Origin of the sequence: Acinetobacter sp. AOR18_HL (assembly GCF_027855145.1) — a bacterium.
GTDB classification, from domain to species: Bacteria; Pseudomonadota; Gammaproteobacteria; order Pseudomonadales; family Moraxellaceae; genus Acinetobacter; species Acinetobacter pittii.
Map to the genome: position 1 here is coordinate 16695 of NZ_JAKTIG010000068.1, position 18722 is coordinate 35416.

The 18722-nt window shown below is 43.1% G+C and carries 13 protein-coding genes, 2 tRNA genes and 3 rRNA genes; 4 read left to right on the forward strand and 14 right to left on the reverse strand.

Going from position 1 to position 18722, the window contains the following annotated elements; genetic code table 11:
- Window positions 1–2: 2 nt before the first annotated feature.
- Window positions 3–563 (forward strand): GTP-binding protein, encoded by a 561-nt coding sequence (locus tag MKL51_RS17555; protein WP_005065256.1) that lies wholly within the window; start codon window positions 3–5, stop codon window positions 561–563.
- On the forward strand, window positions 556–975 hold the full coding sequence (locus MKL51_RS17560; protein WP_002117819.1) for a roadblock/LC7 domain-containing protein: 420 nt from the start codon (window positions 556–558) through the stop codon (window positions 973–975). Before MKL51_RS17555 ends, MKL51_RS17560 begins: the two co-directional genes overlap by 8 nt.
- A gap of 55 nt (window positions 976–1030) precedes the next feature.
- Here MKL51_RS17560 and MKL51_RS17565 read toward each other — a convergent pair whose 3' ends face one another.
- Genes MKL51_RS17565 through MKL51_RS17590 form a run of 6 tightly spaced genes read right to left on the reverse strand, consistent with a single transcriptional unit; the run spans window position 1031 to window position 9372 of the window.
- Window positions 1031–2971 (reverse strand): acetyl/propionyl/methylcrotonyl-CoA carboxylase subunit alpha, encoded by a 1941-nt coding sequence (locus MKL51_RS17565; RefSeq protein WP_017482425.1) that lies wholly within the window; start codon window positions 2969–2971, stop codon window positions 1031–1033.
- 18 nt (window positions 2972–2989) lie between these two features.
- Complete coding sequence (locus MKL51_RS17570) at window positions 2990–3826, reverse strand: enoyl-CoA hydratase/isomerase family protein (RefSeq protein ID WP_057085117.1); 837 nt, start codon at window positions 3824–3826, stop codon at window positions 2990–2992.
- 16 nt (window positions 3827–3842) lie between these two features.
- Window positions 3843–5000, reverse strand: coding sequence for an acyl-CoA dehydrogenase family protein (locus MKL51_RS17575; protein ID WP_017482427.1), 1158 nt, complete (start codon window positions 4998–5000; stop codon window positions 3843–3845).
- Window positions 5001–5042: 42 nt separating this feature from the next.
- Window positions 5043–6656, reverse strand: coding sequence for an acyl-CoA carboxylase subunit beta (locus MKL51_RS17580; RefSeq protein WP_032007474.1), 1614 nt, complete (start codon window positions 6654–6656; stop codon window positions 5043–5045).
- Window positions 6657–6658: 2 nt separating this feature from the next.
- Window positions 6659–7546 (reverse strand): SDR family oxidoreductase, encoded by an 888-nt coding sequence (locus MKL51_RS17585; RefSeq protein ID WP_270904378.1) that lies wholly within the window; start codon window positions 7544–7546, stop codon window positions 6659–6661.
- 20 nt (window positions 7547–7566) lie between these two features.
- Window positions 7567–9372, reverse strand: coding sequence for an acyclic terpene utilization AtuA family protein (locus MKL51_RS17590; protein WP_017482429.1), 1806 nt, complete (start codon window positions 9370–9372; stop codon window positions 7567–7569).
- A gap of 186 nt (window positions 9373–9558) precedes the next feature.
- Between MKL51_RS17590 and MKL51_RS17595 the strand changes: the two genes are divergently transcribed.
- Both MKL51_RS17595 and MKL51_RS17600 read left to right on the forward strand, forming a co-directional pair.
- Window positions 9559–10158 carry a TetR/AcrR family transcriptional regulator gene (locus MKL51_RS17595; protein WP_017482430.1) on the forward strand — a complete coding sequence of 200 codons (600 nt, stop codon included), beginning with the start codon at window positions 9559–9561 and terminating at the stop codon, window positions 10156–10158.
- Window positions 10155–10673, forward strand: coding sequence for a GNAT family N-acetyltransferase (locus tag MKL51_RS17600; protein WP_017482431.1), 519 nt, complete (start codon window positions 10155–10157; stop codon window positions 10671–10673). Before MKL51_RS17595 ends, MKL51_RS17600 begins: the two co-directional genes overlap by 4 nt.
- A gap of 27 nt (window positions 10674–10700) precedes the next feature.
- Here the strand turns inward: MKL51_RS17600 and MKL51_RS17605 are convergent, their stop codons facing one another.
- The 8 genes from MKL51_RS17605 to MKL51_RS17640 form a co-directional block, all read right to left on the reverse strand.
- A complete protein-coding gene (locus tag MKL51_RS17605) occupies window positions 10701–11864 on the reverse strand; it encodes an acyl-CoA dehydrogenase family protein (RefSeq protein WP_017482432.1) in 1164 nt (387 codons plus the stop codon).
- A gap of 141 nt (window positions 11865–12005) precedes the next feature.
- Window positions 12006–12569, reverse strand: coding sequence for a DUF4256 domain-containing protein (locus tag MKL51_RS17610; RefSeq protein ID WP_017482433.1), 564 nt, complete (start codon window positions 12567–12569; stop codon window positions 12006–12008).
- 132 nt (window positions 12570–12701) lie between these two features.
- The gene (locus MKL51_RS17615; RefSeq protein WP_017482434.1) at window positions 12702–13097 is read right to left on the reverse strand and encodes a putative signal transducing protein; all 396 of its coding nucleotides are present in this window, start codon (window positions 13095–13097) and stop codon (window positions 12702–12704) included.
- 146 nt (window positions 13098–13243) lie between these two features.
- Window positions 13244–13358, reverse strand: a 5S ribosomal RNA gene (gene rrf / locus MKL51_RS17620).
- 186 nt (window positions 13359–13544) lie between these two features.
- Window positions 13545–16435: ribosomal RNA gene (locus tag MKL51_RS17625) — 23S ribosomal RNA — on the reverse strand.
- A 352-nt stretch (window positions 16436–16787) separates the two neighbouring features.
- A tRNA-Ala gene (locus tag MKL51_RS17630) sits at window positions 16788–16863 on the reverse strand.
- A 55-nt stretch (window positions 16864–16918) separates the two neighbouring features.
- Window positions 16919–16995, reverse strand: a tRNA-Ile gene (locus tag MKL51_RS17635).
- A gap of 59 nt (window positions 16996–17054) precedes the next feature.
- Window positions 17055–18592: ribosomal RNA gene (locus MKL51_RS17640) — 16S ribosomal RNA — on the reverse strand.
- The 16S, 23S and 5S rRNA genes sit together here with 2 tRNA genes alongside, the layout of an rRNA operon.
- Between the last annotated feature and the right edge of the window lie 130 nt (window positions 18593–18722).

Genomic DNA, 18722 nt, shown 5'->3' on the forward strand with positions numbered 1-18722 from the left:
TTATGATTATACAGCAATATAAAATTGTCTTTGCAGGTAGTATGGGGGCAGGTAAAACAGAAGCGATTAAATCGCTATCTGAAATTCCAATTCTGGAAACAGAAGCATTCAACACTGATGTACAGAGCCACCAGAAAACCCAGACCACTGTAGGTATTGATTATGGTGAAATTACTTTAGATGATGGAATCAAAATCGGACTCTATGGCACCCCGGGACAAAGCCGTTTTGATTTTATATGGTCGGTCATTTGTGAAGGTGCAATCGGTGTTATTTTATTATTAGATCATAATAGCTCTAATCCAATTGCCGAGTTAGAAAGCTATTTAGAAACCTTTAAAAATTATAACGACAATATTGCGATTGGTATTACTCATGTTGACGAAAATAAAGAGTCATCACTTCAACAATATCGTCATTGGATAAAAGCAAATGCACTACCATACCCTCTTTTTTTTATTGATGCACGTGAGCAAGAACAAATTTTAATGATGGTTGAATCATTAATTGCATCACTTGAAGTCAAGGTAGGCTCAACATCTCAAGGGAATGATCATGCTTAGTATCCCAACTCAAAAACGAACCGCTCCAACACAGTTACTACAACTTGCAAAAGCCGAAGCTCATAATATTTTGATGAATACGCGTGGTGTAGATTTTGTCATGATTTGCTCTTCTGATGGTTTTGAATTAGCAACAGTGAGCCACAAGAACCACCATAACACTACTAAGTTAGCAGCCGTAAGTAGCTCAATTTTGGCAATGGTCACTGCATTTTTAAAAGAGATTCAACTGACGGGCTGTAACAACATTACTTTAGATGCAGATAATGGCAAGGCCATTTTAACTGCTATTCCTGCTGTTCATCACCCAATGGTCATGGTTACGCTAAGTAATAAAGAAGTCCTTTTAGGTCAACTACTATATAGCCTAAAAAAAGCAAGTCAGACAATTGCAGAGGCCGATGGAGAATAAATCAGGACTCCTCATTTAAAGTAAAATACCGCTCATATAGAGCGGTATTTTTTTACTAGATTTGAATAGTAAATAACATCTGCCGTTTTTTTACTTGCTGACCTTGCTGACCTAAAACATCTTCAACTACACCATCCACATCCGATTTAATCTGCTGTTGGATTTTCATGGCTTCAAGCACTAATAAAGTTTGGCCTTTTATGACTTGATCACCTTTATTGACCAATATATTTACTACCGCACCATCCATTGGCGCACGAATTTTGCCATCACCAGCCACATCAGCTATCTCTGGGGCGGCATAAGTTACGTTGCGAATTGCAACATTGCCATTATCTCGATCTAAATAAAGTTGATCACCATCCAGTACATATTGCACACGGCGACATACACCATCAATTAAATAAATTAATTGCTCTGGCGTTCTCTCAAGCACTTCAATACAAACTGATTGATCACAGAGCTCTACCGTAAACGTGTTATTTACAGATGAAAGCTGTAATTGAATTTGCTGTTCATCATATTTAAGTTTTAATGGTAATGGTACACCTAATCCAGTTTGCCACACCGCAGTACCTGTACTTTGACTAAATAATGCAGCAGCAATGGCTAAGGTTTCTAAAGATAGAACCTGCTTATGTAGACTGCTGTCATTTTGAAAATGCTGTTGAATGAATGCGGTATTGGTATCACCAGCCACAACAACGGGATGGCGTAATAAATTGACCAAAAATTGTTTATTACTGTTTACACCTAACAAAACACAGTCATCAACTGCACGCGCAAGTAAGCGAATCGCATCCTCACGGGTTTTCCCATATGCAATTACCTTCGCCACCATCGGGTCGTAAAATGGGCTAACCTCATCAGTTGCCAACATCCCATGATCAATCCGTACATTTGGCAAAGTTGCGGGCTTCCAGCGTAAAACTTTTCCTGTTTGGGGTAAGAAATCCCGACGAGGGTCTTCTGCATACAAACGTACTTCAATAGCATGTCCGTTTAAAGTCAATTCATGTTGTTGCAGTGGTAAATGCTCACCATTGGCAACACGCAACTGCCATTCAACCAAGTCCAATCCTGTAATAAGCTCAGTCACAGGATGTTCTACCTGTAAGCGGGTATTCATTTCCAAAAAATAAAATGCACCCGACGCATCAAGTAAAAATTCAACCGTTCCCGCACCAACATAAGCACATGCTTTTGCCGCTGCCACAGCTGCCTCACCCATTTGCAGACGTAGTTCAGGTGTCATGACTGGACACGGCGCCTCTTCAACGACCTTTTGGTGACGGCGCTGGATTGAACAATCACGCTCAAACAAATAAACATAATTGCCGTGTGTATCGCCAAAAATCTGAATTTCGACATGGCGCGGAGCAATGACAGCTTTTTCTAAAATAAGCTCGCCTGAACCAAAGGCATTTTCAGCTTCTGAACGCGCAGTTTGTAAAGCTTCCACCAACTCAGAGAGGTGCTGTACCAAACGCATGCCACGACCGCCACCACCCGCAGAGGCTTTTACCATAATTGGAAAGCCAACTTGCTCAGCTTGAGCTGTTAAATATTCAAGGTCTTGACGATCGCCTTCGTAACCCGGCACACAAGGTACACCTGCTTCAATCATGGCAATTTTTGAAAGGCGTTTACTGCCCATTAACTCAATTGCAGAAGCGGTAGGCCCAATAAACGTAATCTGGTTATCGATACACGCCTGAGCAAAATCAGTATTTTCAGACAAAAAACCATAACCCGGATGAACTGCATCAGCACCTGTCTTTTTGCATGCATCTATTATCTTGGTAATTGAAAGATATGACTCAGATACTTTTGAAGCACCAATATAGACAGCTTCATCGGCCTCTTGCACATGGCGAGCATGACGGTCTGCATCGGAATAAACTGCGACAGTTTGATAGCCCATTGCCTTAGCAGTTTGCATGACTCGAACTACAATTTCACCACGATTGGCAATCAGAACTTTTGAAAATTTCATTATTTTTATCCCTATCGCTTATGATTCATCGGCCCAATTCGGCAACCGTTTCTGGATAAAAGCCATCGTACCTTCTTGTCCTTCGGCACCACCAACCGCTTGAGCAAACTGCTGTGCAGCATCATCTAATAAATCACTCAAAGGCTCATTGAACGTTCGATGTAACAGTGCTTTAGTCACGCGGGAAGCCTCGGGTGCGGCACGTTTAATGTGTTGAATGGTTTCCTGTAAAGCTTGTTCAAGCTCAATTTCATTATGTGCAATTTGATGAACCACACCGACACTTAGTGCTGTATGTCCTTCAAAACGCATGCCGAGTAAAGCAAGTCGGCGTGCCTGAGTCAGGCCAATACGTTTCACCACAAAAGGAGCAATTTGCGCAGGAATTACACCTAGACCCGTTTCAGGTAAACCAAACTGGGTATTGTCACGACTAATGGCAACATCGGAAACACATGCAAGACCAAATCCCCCACCTAACACTGCCCCCTCTAAAATGACCACAACAGTCTGTGGTGCAGCTTCAACTTGCTCAAGCATGGCACCAAAACGGCGGTTAAAGTCAGCATAAGGTTGTAGACTGCCGACATGAGTTGCTTCAACTCGTAAGGCAGCCATGTCTTTAATATCCCCACCTGCACAAAAAGCCCCGCCTTCACCACGGATAATCACCGCACGAATCGAAAGGTCATCGCGAATAGCAGCAAAAACTTGTTGAATGGCATTCACCATATTCAAGTTCATGGCATTACGGCTCTCTGGTCGATTTAACCAAAGGTATAAAATACTGCTGTCTTGTTCTAATTGAATGCTGTCATCAAGATCTAAAGCTTGTAAAGATATCGAAAGTGTCATGGTGTATTCCTTATTTTTATTTCTGCTTTTTAGGCAGAATGTCCATCAACTTACAGATAATCCCCAACATAATCTCATCTGCACCACCGCCAATAGAGCCTAAACGACCATCACGATACAGCTGCGATGCAGGGTTATCCCACATGAAGCCATTGGCACCCCAGTATTGCAGACAACTATCAGCAACTTCACGAGTTAAACGTCCAGCTTTGAGTTTTGCCATAGATGCCAACATCGTGACATCTTCGCCCGCAATATGCTGTTCGCATGCTTGATAAGTTAATGCTTTAAGTGCTTCCACTTCCGTCATGAGTTCAGCAAAGCGGAAATGAATATATTGATTATTAATGAGTGGTTGACCAAAAGTAGTACGCTCTTTGGTGTAATTAATCGTTTGCTGAATACAATGCTGCAAGCCGCCAATCGCATTAGCACATGCCCATAAACGCTCTTCCTGAAATTGCATCATTTGCATCATGAAGCCCATACCTTCGACACCCACCAAGTTACGCTGAGGCACACGTACATTGTCTAAATAAACTTGTGCTGTGGTCGTTGAACGCATCCCTAATTTATTTAATGGTTCTGAAAAACTAATCCCTTTAGTTTTTGCCGGCACAATAATCATCGACTTATTAACATGAGGTTTATCATCAGATGTGTTGGCTAAAAGACAAAAGAAGTCGGCCTGCAATGAGTTGGTAATCCACATCTTGCTGCCGTTAATGACATAGTCATCGCCATCTTTTTTAGCAGTCGTTTTAATGGCAGCAACATCCGAACCAGCATGTACTTCCGATACTGCAATGGATGCAACATATTCCCCAGCAATCGCTGGTGTTAAAAATTCATCGCGTAACTCTTTACTTCCAAAACGTGCCAAAGCAGGTGTTGCCATATCGGTTTGTACACCAATAGCTAAAGGCACCCCGCCACAAGTCGCATAGCCAATTTCTTCTGCGACCACAAGGTTATACGAATAATCTAAAGCCAGACCACCATTTTCCTCAGGCTTACAAATCCCCAATAGGCCAAGATCCCCCATCTTTTTAAATACATCGTGGATCGGGAAACGTCCAACTTCTTCCCATTCCGGAATATTCGGATTCAGTTCATTTTCAACAAATTGACGCGCTGTGCGACGTAATGCTTCATGTTCGGCAGTAAATTTCATTGTGTTATTCCTATTAATTTTTTTAATTGCGGTAAAGGTTGATTAAAAACGGGACACACCAAAACGAGTTGGATTTAGCTCTCGTTGCTGTGCTTCATAAATGGTCTGTAAAAGGAAAATTAATAATTTTCGGGTATCTCGCGGATCGATAATGCCATCATCATGTAACATGGCCGTATTAAAAAGCGCAGTAGATTGCTGTTCCAATTTCATCGCTGTACTTTGCTCAAGAAAATCGAGCATTTGCGGATTCGGTTCCTGACCGGAAGCTTTTTGTTTCCCTTCAGCCACAATGCGTAGCACTTTTCCAGCTTGAGCAGCACCCATTACGGCAACATGCGAATTTGGCCAAGCAAAAATAAAGTCTGGTGATAGGCTTCGACCACACATCGCGTAGTTACCAGCACCATATGAGCCTGCCACAACGATCGAAATTTTAGGTACAGTACAATTGGCAACCGCTTGAATCAGTTTTGAGCCATGTTTAATAATGCCATTTTGCTCGGCATCGGTTCCCACCATAAAGCCAGTAGTGTTATGTAAGAATAATAACGGGCGATTAGTCTGTTCACATAAGTGAATAAACTGAGCTGCTTTAGCTGCCCCTTGAGGGGTAATCGGACCATTATTGGTAATAATACCGGTATGCAAGCCTCCAATTTTTGCCCAGCCACATACCGTTAAATCATCATATTCCTGCTTAAATTCTAGAAAATCTGAATCGTCAATAATGCGGGCAACCACTTCTTTCATATTGAATGGTTGTTTAGGATCACTTGGAATAACACCCAACAGTTCCTCGGTATCGTAACGAGGCTCTTTATAAGTCACATCAACTGGTTTGATTTGCTCTTTCCAGTTCAGGTGTTCAAAAATTTCACGTGCAAGCCGAATACCGTCAGCATCATTTTCAGCCAAATATTCTGCGGTTCCAGCAACCTGCGCATGCATTTCTGCCCCACCCAATTCCTCCGCTGTAGCGACTTCACCCGTGGCAGCCAGAAGTAAAGGTGGGCCTGCAAGTAACATTTCAGTCTGTTTACGTACAGCAATTACATAATCTGAAAGACCGGGCTGATAAGCACCTCCTGCCGTTGCATTACCATGCACCACTGCAAGTTGGGGAATACCCGCCGCAGAAAGACGTGCCTGATTGGCAAAAGTCATTCCACCATAGGTAAATACTTCAGCAGCATAATTTAAGTTAGCGCCGCCACTTTCGGTCAGCGTAATCAGCGGGAGTTTTTGTTCTAAGGCAATTTTTTGCAAACGCAAAGTTTTTTGTACGCCCATAGGGGACATGGTCCCGCCCTTGATCGCACTATTACTTGCAGAGACCAGACAGCGCACACCACTGACAAAACCAATGCCGGCAATTACGCCACCACCTGCTTCGGAGCCGTCCTTGTCATCATGCATGTTGTAGCCAACCAAGCCACAAAGCTCAACAAAAGGTGAATCAGCATCGAGTAACAACCGTACACGCTCATGCGGTAGAATCTTGCCCTTTTTATCGAATTTCGGTTTGGCAGCATATGATTTATCAATACTTTTTTGCTGAATTGCACGGACTTCACTCAGTTGAGTAAGCAATGCCTCTTTATTCTTTTGATACTGTTCACTACCAACAGCAATTTCGGATTGGAGAATAGTCACTGTTATTCCTCCTCAGCCTCAGTCTTTTTCTGAAAAATTTCAGGAATAAACGCGCGATGGAAACCATTATAAGACTGACTATTTGTTGCTTCAGCTAGTGGATACATTCGTGTTCCTTGCGATGCGGCACCATCAATACGCAAAGTTACTCCTGACACAAAAGCCGCAGCATCGGACAGTAAATAACAAATTGCCGATGAAACTTCTGACTCAGTTCCCATACGTTTGAGCGGTACATTGCCAGCAAGACTTGGAATAATTACTTTGGCAAAATCACCGCTATAATTATCCATACCGGATGACACAATCCACCCCGGTGCAACCGCATTTACACGAACGCCAGATTTGCCCCACTCAACCGATGCTGTTTTAGTTAAGTTATCAACCCCTGAACGCGCAGCACCAGAATGTCCCATTCCCGGCATGCCGCCCCACATATCAGCAGTCATATTTACAATACTGCCACCATGTTTAGCCATCCATTGGTTATAAGCTTCACGCATTAGATAGAAAGTTGCGTGTAAATTATTACGCACGACTGCATCGAAACCATTCGCTGAAATATTCTCTAAAGCTGAGGGGAACTGGCCGCCAGCATTATTTACCAAGCCATCTAGTTTGCCGAATTTCTCAATCACTTCGGCAATCATATTTTTCACTTGTTCTTCTTCACGGTTATCACAAACAATGAAATGAACTAAGCCCCCATCTTCTATAATTTCTTGGCTTACTTTCTCTAATTTTTCAATTTTTCGTCCTGTAATCACTACTTGAGCGCCGAGGGCTGCAAGCTCATGTGCAGTACAACGCCCTATTCCAGAGCCACCACCTGTCACAATAATGACTTTATTGGCGAAAGCATCTGTTCTAAATATTGATTGATAACTCATCTTTGTTTCATCCATTTATTTTATTTTTCTAAAAGATGTGCCGGAACTTTTACAGGCATATCCAATAATTGTTGTGCAAAGGCCTTCCCTTGCGGATCTATACGTAGACTTGCAACACCACCGCCACCCAAGGCATTTTCTAGCATAAAATTTAGTGCATTCAAACCCGGTAACTCATAACGGATTACTCGCCCTTTCTCTGCATCTAAGACATGTTGCATATAGCTTGCAACAGCCTCTTCCGTCAGTGCTGCACGAATCCATGGCAAATATTCTGCTTTACGTGCAATCACACCAATATTGCTATGATTGCCTTTATCACCACTGCGGGCATGAGCAATTTCAATCAAAGGAACTTCAATTTCATCTCCTTGATAAATTGCATTTTCACCTGCCTTTAAATTAGGCAATTGCTCTGTAGAAACTCCTTGTGGAATCTCAACTGGGTAGCGTTTTCCTTCAAAATCGATTTCGACACTTACTTGATTTTTATCTATTAAAAATGAAAATAGTTTAATCACTGGCGATGCTTTTGGACGCCCCCCCACTATCCCTGCCAAAGCCGGAGCCATGCCTGTTGAAGCCTGAGCAATTTCCGATGCAAAGAACATACATGCTTCTTTAAACATGTGTTTTACAGCTATTTTGATCACAACTTCACGGCTATTTAATGCTCGAGCATGTTCGCCATAGGTACTTTCAATACCTAAAATCTCAACAGACTTTTCACTAAAAGGTGGTACCGAACGCATTGCTAAAACACGTTCGCACTTAGTCAAAATCGCATCAGCAATGACTTGTGCTTTTTGTGGTGCCTCACGTCCTGCAATTAAAAAACTCACTAAAACCCGATAACCATCTGGATAGGTCGCACTGACTTTATATTGTGTAGTTGGTGCTTGTCCTTTCGCTCCCGTCACACGGACTCGATGCTCCCCAACTTGTTCTAAATGCACTTGGCTGAAATCAGCAATTACATCGGGTAGTAAATACGCTTGAGGATTGCCTATTTCATAAACAATTTGCTCTGCAACCGTAGCGGTAGAAACTAGACCACCTGTACCTTGAGGCTTAGTTACAACAAATGAGCCATCTCCACTCACTTCAACCACTGGAAAACCCATGTTGTCGAAGCCCTGCACCAATTGCCAATCGGTAAAATTACCACCCGTACACTGGGCACCACACTCAATCACATGACCTGCCAACGAACCTTGCGCCAATTTGTCATAGTCATCGAGTGACCATTGATATTCATGAACTAAGGGTGCAAGTACCACAGCAGAGTCAACTACACGGCCAGTAATTACAATATCAGCGCCTAAGTCTAAGGCGTCACGAATAGCCACCGCCCCTAAATAAGCATTACTACTCGCCACTTGTTCTGGCAAAGCTTCCCCGCTAAACATTTCCCGAATATTTTGCTGTTTGAGGTGCTCATGTTGCGGTAAAAGATCATCACCTAAAACCACGGCAACTTTTAGCTCTAGTCCATATTCTTTAATTATTTTTTGCAAAGCATCTCGACATGCCAATGGGTTAACACCACCTGCATTACTAATGACCTTAATCTTTTTTTCTGCAATTTTTTTAAGTAGAGGCGCCATCACCCGACTGACAAAGTCCAAAGCATAACCATGTTTCGGTTCTACCATTTTCGCTTTTGCCATAATCGACATGGTGATTTCTGACAAGTAATCAAAAACCAAATAATTAATATCGGCTAAATGTACTAATTGGAAAGCGGCAGTATTGGTATCCCCCCAAAAACCTGAGGCACAACCTATTTTTACGACACGCTTATCATCCTGCTGATCACTTGCCATTTTATTTCTCATTATTTTGTTTAAAAATTACACTCAACATTACCAAGCAAGCGCTTGGTTTGTAAAGAGCAAAATGTTATTGTGAAATTGACTAAAACTGCCAAACTCGACAACTAGCCTAAAACATGGTGAGATTTAGCAAAATTTTTTCCGTAAATATTTTTATATAAAGGATTCAGCTTTCGTATGATTGCTACTTCAATTGAACAGATTCCAAATATTTCTTGCTTTGATGATAGTCCACGAGGTCGTTTATTACAGGGGGCTGCCTATCTATTTCACAAGCAAGGCTATGACAAAACTACTGTACGCGAACTTGCTCAATTTATTGGGATTCAATCAGGTAGCTTGTTCCACCACTTCAAAAGTAAAGATGACATCCTCGCTCACGTAATGGAGCAAACTATCATTCACAATCTTGCTCGTTTAGAAGAGGCAGCAGCTCAATCTACCGATCCAGAACATCAATTACGAGCTCTTATTAAAGCAGAACTCATTTCAATTACTGGAGATACTGGTGCAGCTATGGCTGTTTTGGTTTATGAGTGGTTTGCGCTGTCAAAAGAAAAACAAGATTATCTTTTAGAAATGCGTAATGAATATGAACAAATCTGGTTAGATGTCATTGAAAAGTTACGCACTCAAAGCAAGATAAAACATGATGCCTTTATTTGGCGAAGATTAGTTGGTGGTGCGATTTCATGGACTGTCACTTGGTATAAATCTGAAGGTAAAGTCAAAATTGATGAGTTAACCGAAATGGTTTGGGAGATGGCATTAAAATGAGTTTAGTCTATTTGCGTAAACCCAAGAAAGGTGACCTTGTAGAGATTCAAGCAGCCTATGAACGTAGTATTCAATTACACCAACCTTGGACATATCCACCAGCCGACTTTCAAAGATATCTAGAACAAGAGCATCGCTATTTTGTTTGCTTAACTCAAGACCACAGTATTGTTGGAACTTTTAACATCTCTAATGTCATTAGAGGTCATTTCTATTCAGCTTACTTGGGCTATGAAGCATTCCACCCCTATCAAGGTCATGGCTACATGAAACAAGGGCTAAAGTTATTAATCAAAGAGGCCTTTGAAAAACTAAACTTGCATCGGCTAGAAGCAAATATACAACCTGATAACATTGCCTCAATTCAACTGGTTGCCAATGCCGGTTTCATAAAAGAAGGCTTTTCTCGCCAATATCTTCGTATTGGCGGAAAAACTTGGAAAGATCATGAGAGATGGGCAGTTTTAAACGAACAATGGGTTGATCCGTTACAACTAATACTCGAAGAAGATTAGGTAGTACAAAACCACCTAATCCATAAATCAGTAACCGAGCTGCTTACTAATCAAATCTTTCATAATTTCTTCAGCACCGCCACCAATCATATTCACCTTCACTTCACGGTAAATACGCTCAGATTTTGTCCCACGCATAAAGCCCATACCACCTAAGGTTTGCACAGCAGCATCAGCACAAAATTGCATAGCACGTGTTGCCACATTCTTAAGCATCGAAATCTGTGCGACTAACTCAGGGCCTTGTAATTGCGGCTGTGTCATTTTCCATGCAGTTTCTTCAAGCAAAGCACGTGTTGAGGTTAATTGCGTTGCCATATCTACCAATTTATGACGAACCACTTGATGATCTATTAATCGCTTACCAAAAGTTTTTCGTTGCTGTGCCCAATCTAAAGCTTCTTCATAACAGACTAAAGCATAGCCATACGCCACTACACCCAAGAAAAAACGCTCCATATTAAAATTATTCATAATAACTTTAAAACCAGCATTTTCTTTACCGAGCAGATTTGATGCAGGTACTCTCACTTGATCAAAATGCAAATGAGCTGTATCAGAAGCCCACCATCCCATTTTCTTTAAAGGTGTTTTAGTAATTCCCTCACTGTGCGCATCAACGAGCAACATTGAAATGCCTTCAGCACCTGTTTTGGTTGGATCTGTACGCACTGCAACAGTATAGTAATCTGCACGAATTCCCGATGTGATAAATGTTTTCTCACCCGAGACAACATAATAGTCACCATCACGAACAGCTTTAGTTTGTAATGCAGCCACATCAGAACCACCGCCTGGTTCTGTAATCGCCAATGCTGAAATCTTTTCACCAGAAATAATCCCTGGTAAAACTTTTGACTTTAATTCTTCGCTACCAAAATGCTGAATCGGTGGTGCTCCAATTGTATGTACCATGAGTGAAATATGTACTCCACCCGAACCAGCTTTTGCCATTTCTACACCAGCCAGTAATGAATAAAATGGATCTGCATCGGGAATACCGCCATATTCCTCAGAAAAACCTAAACCTAATAGACCAATTTCAGCAGCCTTTTTATATAGCTCTCTTGGGAATGTCTCAGCCTCATCCCATTCATTAACGAAAGGAGCCATTTCTTTTTGTACAAATCGACGAACATTATCAGCAAAAGCAATATGTTGTTCATTATAGTAAATTGGGTTGGGTTGCATTTCTACAGGTGTCCTGATGTTTTTATTTAATTCCAGAACATATCTTGTCATGTTTGCCATTAATCAAAAGTTGCAAGAATCTCCATTTTCTTGGCATAAAACATCAAAGCCTATTCTTTTTATTCAAATACAATGCAATGCCTATACTCTTAAGCAACAACGGAAACCACGAGCAGCATAATAAGACTGCGCTCCATTATGATAAATAAAGACACGACCATATCGACGATCAGCAAAAAGTGCTCCATCTAGTTTACGAATCTCATTTGGGGTTTTGAGCCAACTTGATGTTTTAAGATCAAACTCTTCAATTTCTTGTAGTTGGTAATATTGCTCTTCTGTTAAAAGTTCAACTCCCATTTCCTTAGCTACATCTATTGCGCTATTTTTAGGAGGATGATCTTTTCTAGATTCTAAAGCCTCACGATCATAGCAAAGGCTTCTACGACCTTTAGGTGTCTCAAGAGAGCAATCTACAAATAAATATTCGTCTTTCTGCTGGTCAAAAACAATAACATCAGGCTCTCCTCCTGTATTTTCCATTTCCTGCAATGACCAAAGTTTATCAGGAACCTTAATTAGTTTATTTTGCACATCCGACCAATCCATTTCTGTATGACGATGTGTATTTTTTTCAAATCTATTCCTTAATAATTCAAGGAGTAACTCTATTTGCTTTTGAGTGAGCTGTTTTTTATTTACCATTAAATAAGTCCTTATATTTATTAAATTGAATGGCCATCAAAATAATTTATTTTTTAATATCAATAGCTTTCATACCTATATCTCTTCATTAGGCTCCATAATTAAGATAATCAATAATCGTTTACTATATATTTAATTCCAAAAGTGTCCACAACGCTTACATCTATTACCATTTTTAAAAGAAAATAAAGGTAGGCCAAAAAACATAAACGCTAAAAAGGCAGATTTTTTTCCTTTAGTATTAACTTCTATATCCAAACTTCCACACTCAGGGCAACATTCTTTACTCTCCCCGAACTTTTGTTCAAGCTCATCACTAAAGTCTTTTTCAAGAAATGACTTCGCTTCATCAACATAGTTCTCTGGAACTAATAAACGAACCCCACCTAAAGCATTAGAATAAAACCAATCCATATTAATTGTATGCTCATTTTCAATATAAACAGGAATTCCAAATGCTTCTAGTTGAGTCTTTGCAATTTGTGCCTCATAAGGAAACGAGAAAGTTTTAATTACGATCCATTGCATATTAAATTTCTAATTAGGTAAATAATTTTAGAGTAGATTTATTTCTTTATAATTTGAATAAGTTTTAATGTTTAAAGATTGAGGATACAAATTCCCCCCAATAAAAAACACCCCCATTCATTAGAACGGGGGTGTTTAGAATAATGAGCTGGCGATGACTTACTCTCACATGGGTAACCCCACACTACCATCAGCGCTAAGAGGTTTCACTTCTGAGTTCGGGAAGGGATCAGGTGGTTCACTCTTGCTATGGTCGCCAGCACAACTGGTATGGATACTTGCTTCGTTTTATTCACTGTGTGATACGTTGCGTTTTCCAAATCTTTACAGATGGGCTGATTGGTCTGATTTTTCGTTGTTCATTTTAGCTAGTAGTATAACTAAATCAAGTTGCTTTGCATGTTTATGAATCGATTGATGCTTCATATACAACTGCTTGGGTGTTGTATAGTCAAGCCTCACGAGCAATTAGTATTGGTCAGCTTCACATATCACTATGCTTCCACATCCAACCTATCAACGTCCTAGTCTCGAACGGCTCTTTAGAGGAATAAATTCCTAGGGAAATCTTATCTTGAGGTAGGCTTCCCGCTTAGATGCTTTCAGCGGTTATCCCTTCCGAACATAGCTACCCGGCGATGCGACTGGCGTCACAACCGGTACACCAGAGGTTCGTCCACTCTGGTCCTCTCGTACTAGGAGCAGATCCTCTCAAATTTCCAGCGCCCACGGTAGATAGGGACCGAACTGTCTCACGACGTTCTAAACCCAGCTCGCGTACCTCTTTAAATGGCGAACAGCCATACCCTTGGGACCTGCTTCAGCCCCAGGATGAGATGAGCCGACATCGAGGTGCCAAACACCGCCGTCGATATGAACTCTTGGGCGGTATCAGCCTGTTATCCCCAGAGTACCTTTTATCCGTTGAGCGATGGCCCTTCCATACAGAACCACCGGATCACTAAGACCTACTTTCGTACCTGCTCGACTTGTGGGTCTCGCAGTTAAGCGCGCTTTTGCCTTTATACTCTACGCGTGATTTCCGACCACGCTGAGCGCACCTTCGTACTCCTCCGTTACTCTTTAGGAGGAGACCGCCCCAGTCAAACTACCCACCAGACACGGTCCTCGTCCCGGATAACGGGACAGAGTTAGAACCTCAACATTACCAGGGTGGTATTTCAAGGACGGCTCCATTGGAACTAGCGTTCCAACTTCAAAGCCTCCCACCTATCCTACACAAGTAAGGTCAAAGTTCAGTGTCAAGCTGCAGTAAAGGTTCACGGGGTCTTTCCGTCTAGCCGCGGGTACACTGCATCTTCACAGCGATTTCGATTTCACTGAGCCTCTGCTGGAGACAGCGCCGCCATCATTATGCCATTCGTGCAGGTCGGAACTTACCCGACAAGGAATTTCGCTACCTTAGGACCGTTATAGTTACGGCCGCCGTTTACTGGGGCTTCGATCAAGAGCTTCGCTTACGCTAACCCCATCAATTAACCTTCCAGCACCGGGCAGGCATCACACCCTATACGTCCACTTTCGTGTTTGCAGAGTGCTATGTTTTTAATAAACAGTTGCAGCGGCCTGGTTTCTGCGGCTGTCGTCAGCTCAGGAAGCAAGTTCCATCACCAACAACAGCGTACCTTCTCCCGAAGTTACGGTACCATTTTGCCTAGTTCCTTCAGCAGAGTTCTCTCAAGCGCCTTGGTCTACTCGACCTGACCACCTGTGTCGGTTTCGGGTACGATTCCTGTGTAACTGAAGCTTAGAGACTTTTCCTGGAAGCATGGTATCAGCCACTTCACTGTACAAGTACAGCTTGCTATCGGATCTCAGTATAGAGTACCCCGGATTTGCCTAAGATACATACCTACATCCTTCCACCTGGACAACCAACGCCAGGCTGACTTAACCTTCTCCGTCCTCTCATCGCATTACACAGAAGTATTGGAATATTAACCAATTTCCCATCGACTACGCCTTTCGGCCTCGCCTTAGGGGTCGACTCACCCAGCCCCGATTAACGTTGGACTGGAACCCTTGGTCTTTCGGCGAACGGGTTTTTCACCCGTTTTGTCGTTACTCACGTCAGCATTCGCACTTCTGATACCTCCAGCATACTTCTCAATACACCTTCATCGGCTTACAGAACGCTCCCCTACCACTTGACTAATGTCAAATCCGCAGCTTCGGCACATAGTTTTAGCCCCGTTACATCTTCCGCGCAGGCCGACTCGACTAGTGAGCTATTACGCTTTCTTTAAAGGGTGGCTGCTTCTAAGCCAACCTCCTAGCTGTCTATGCCTTCCCACATCGTTTCCCACTTAACTATGATTTTGGGGCCTTAGCTGGCGGTCTGGATTGTTTTCCTCTTGACTACGGACGTTAGCACCCGCAGTCTGTCTCCCGGATAGTACTCATAGGTATTCGGAGTTTGCATCGGTTTGGTAAGTCGGGATGACCCCCTAGCCGAAACAGTGCTCTACCCCCTATGGTATTCGTCCGAGGCGCTACCTAAATAGCTTTCGGGGAGAACCAGCTATCACCAGGCTTGATTAGCCTTTCACCCCTATCCACAAGTCATCCCCTGGCTTTTCAACGACAGTGGGTTCGGTCCTCCAGTTAGTGTTACCCAACCTTCAACCTGCTCATGGATAGATCGCCTGGTTTCGGGTCTATACCCAGCAACTAAACGCCCTATTAAGACTCGATTTCTCTACGGCTCCCCTATACGGTTAACCTCGCTACTGAATATAAGTCGCTGACCCATTATACAAAAGGTACGCAGTCACACCACGAAGGTGCTCCCACTGCTTGTATGCATGCGGTTTCAGGATCTATTTCACTCCCCTCACAGGGGTTCTTTTCGCCTTTCCCTCACGGTACTGGTTCACTATCGGTCAGTCAGGAGTATTTAGCCTTGGAGGATGGTCCCCCCATATTCAGACAAGGTTTCACGTGCCTCGCCCTACTCGTCATCATTATGTGTGCCCTTTCGTGTACGGGAATATCACCCTCTACGTTCGCACTTCCCAGAGCGTTCCACTAAAACACACATAACTTAATGGGCTGATCCCCGTTCGCTCGCCGCTACTGAGGGAATCTCAATTGATTTCTTTTCCTAAGGGTACTGAGATGTTTCACTTCCCCTCGTTCGCCTTGCAACACTATGTATTCATGTTGCAATACCTACCTTAAAGTAGGTGGGTTCCCCCATTCAGAAATCTCCGGATCAAAGGATATTTGCCGCCTCCCCGGAGCTTTTCGCAGGCTATCACGTCTTTCATCGCCTCTGACTGCCAAGGCATCCACCACATGCACTTAATTACTTGACTATACAACCCCAAACAGTCGTCAACACCTACAAGTGAGTGTTGTCCGTGCGATTCTTCATCGCTACTATCTGTTGTCTGTGTACTTAAACACTGTACAGCTTCAATCTAAATTCATATACCAAAACGCTTGATTCAGTTAATTTGCTAGTTCTCAATTCATCTAGATTAATTGCTTAATCTAAACTCTTGAGTGAACAATTTATTTCAGACTCAATTTTGCCAATCTGTTAATGAATAAACACGCCTTCGTCAGGTCATGCTTAATACCGTGATACTTAAATCACAGAAGTTAATAAACCAAGACCGAAATCTCTATTTACTAATTTCTGTAATCCGAACTTCTCTTAAGTTCTGGTGGAGACTAGGAGAGTCGAACTCCTGACCTCCTGCGTGCAAAGCAGGCGCTCTACCAACTAAGCTAAGTCCCCAGCTTACATCATCAGTCATGTATCTTTTATCTATAACTTCAACCAGTCAAAGTCATGGTGGGTCTGACAAGACTTGAACTTGTGACCCCACGCTTATCAAGCGTGTGCTCTAACCAACTGAGCTACAGACCCTCAGATACATCTATGAAGAACAACTTGTTGTGGATTCTTACCAATCGTCAATCTTTCGTTAAGGAGGTGATCCAGCCGCAGGTTCCCCTACGGCTACCTTGTTACGACTTCACCCCAGTCATCGGCCACACCGTGGTAACCGCCCTCTTTGCAGTTAGGCTAGCTACTTCTGGTGCAACAAACTCCCATGGTGTGACGGGCGGTGTGTACAAGGCCCGGGAACGTATTCACCGCGGCATTCTGATCCGCGATTACTAGCGATTCCGACTTCATGGAGTCGAGTTGCAGACTCCAATCCGGACTACGATCGGCTTTTTGAGATTAGCATCCTATCGCTAGGTAGCAACCCTTTGTACCGACCATTGTAGCACGTGTGTAGCCCTGGCCGTAAGGGCCATGATGACTTGACGTCGTCCCCGCCTTCCTCCAGTTTGTCACTGGCAGTATCCTTAAAGTTCCCGACATTACTCGCTGGCAAATAAGGAAAAGGGTTGCGCTCGTTGCGGGACTTAACCCAACATCTCACGACACGAGCTGACGACAGCCATGCAGCACCTGTATGTAAGTTCCCGAAGGCACCAATCCATCTCTGGAAAGTTCTTACTATGTCAAGGCCAGGTAAGGTTCTTCGCGTTGCATCGAATTAAACCACATGCTCCACCGCTTGTGCGGGCCCCCGTCAATTCATTTGAGTTTTAGTCTTGCGACCGTACTCCCCAGGCGGTCTACTTATCGCGTTAGCTGCGCCACTAAAGCCTCAAAGGCCCCAACGGCTAGTAGACATCGTTTACGGCATGGACTACCAGGGTATCTAATCCTGTTTGCTCCCCATGCTTTCGCACCTCAGCGTCAGTGTTAGGCCAGATGGCTGCCTTCGCCATCGGTATTCCTCCAGATCTCTACGCATTTCACCGCTACACCTGGAATTCTACCATCCTCTCCCACACTCTAGCTAACCAGTATCGAATGCAATTCCCAAGTTAAGCTCGGGGATTTCACATTTGACTTAATTAGCCGCCTACGCGCGCTTTACGCCCAGTAAATCCGATTAACGCTTGCACCCTCTGTATTACCGCGGCTGCTGGCACAGAGTTAGCCGGTGCTTATTCTGCGAGTAACGTCCACTATCTCTAGGTATTAACTAAAGTAGCCTCCTCCTCGCTTAAAGTGCTTTACAACCATAAGGCCTTCTTCACACACGCGGCATGGCTGGATCAGGCTTGCGCCCATTGTCCAATATTCCCCACTGCTGCCTCCCGTAGGAGTCTGGGCCGTGTCTCAGTCCCAGTGTGGCGGATCATCCTCTCAGACCCGCTACAGATCGTCGCCTTGGTAGGCCTTTACCCCACCAACTAGCTAATCCGACTTAGGCTCATCTATTAGCGCAAGGTCCGAAGATCCCCTGCTTTCTCCCGTAGGACGTATGCGGTATTAGCATTCCTTTCGAAATGTTGTCCCCCACTAATAGGCAGATTCCTAAGCATTACTCACCCGTCCGCCGCTAAGATCAGTAGCAAGCTACCTCTCTCCGCTCGACTTGCATGTGTTAAGCCTGCCGCCAGCGTTCAATCTGAGCCATGATCAAACTCTTCAGTTAAAATCATTTTGTACCTTATTTAAAGACAAGGTACCAATTCTGGCTCATCAATTACTGACTTAAATTTCGCTCAAATAAACTTCGAGTAATTTAAACCAATCAATCAATGAAAATTATTTCGATTAATCAA

What these genes read in the sequence shown, in the direction of transcription:
- MKL51_RS17595 (WP_017482430.1), top strand. Translation starts at nt 9,559, where the DNA reads ATGATTGCTACTTCAATTGAACAGATTCCAAATATTTCTTGCTTTGAT.
- MKL51_RS17565 (WP_017482425.1), bottom strand. Translation starts at nt 2,971, where the DNA reads ATGAAATTTTCAAAAGTTCTGATTGCCAATCGTGGTGAAATTGTAGTT.
- MKL51_RS17575 (WP_017482427.1), bottom strand. Translation starts at nt 5,000, where the DNA reads ATGAAATTTACTGCCGAACATGAAGCATTACGTCGCACAGCGCGTCAA.
- MKL51_RS17600 (WP_017482431.1), top strand. Translation starts at nt 10,155, where the DNA reads ATGAGTTTAGTCTATTTGCGTAAACCCAAGAAAGGTGACCTTGTAGAG.
- MKL51_RS17590 (WP_017482429.1), bottom strand. Translation starts at nt 9,372, where the DNA reads ATGGCAAGTGATCAGCAGGATGATAAGCGTGTCGTAAAAATAGGTTGT.
- MKL51_RS17570 (WP_057085117.1), bottom strand. Translation starts at nt 3,826, where the DNA reads ATGACACTTTCGATATCTTTACAAGCTTTAGATCTTGATGACAGCATT.
- MKL51_RS17610 (WP_017482433.1), bottom strand. Translation starts at nt 12,569, where the DNA reads ATGGTAAATAAAAAACAGCTCACTCAAAAGCAAATAGAGTTACTCCTT.
- MKL51_RS17605 (WP_017482432.1), bottom strand. Translation starts at nt 11,864, where the DNA reads ATGCAACCCAACCCAATTTACTATAATGAACAACATATTGCTTTTGCT.
- MKL51_RS17560 (WP_002117819.1), top strand. Translation starts at nt 556, where the DNA reads ATGCTTAGTATCCCAACTCAAAAACGAACCGCTCCAACACAGTTACTA.
- MKL51_RS17615 (WP_017482434.1), bottom strand. Translation starts at nt 13,097, where the DNA reads ATGCAATGGATCGTAATTAAAACTTTCTCGTTTCCTTATGAGGCACAA.
- MKL51_RS17555 (WP_005065256.1), top strand. Translation starts at nt 3, where the DNA reads ATGATTATACAGCAATATAAAATTGTCTTTGCAGGTAGTATGGGGGCA.
- MKL51_RS17585 (WP_270904378.1), bottom strand. Translation starts at nt 7,546, where the DNA reads ATGAGTTATCAATCAATATTTAGAACAGATGCTTTCGCCAATAAAGTC.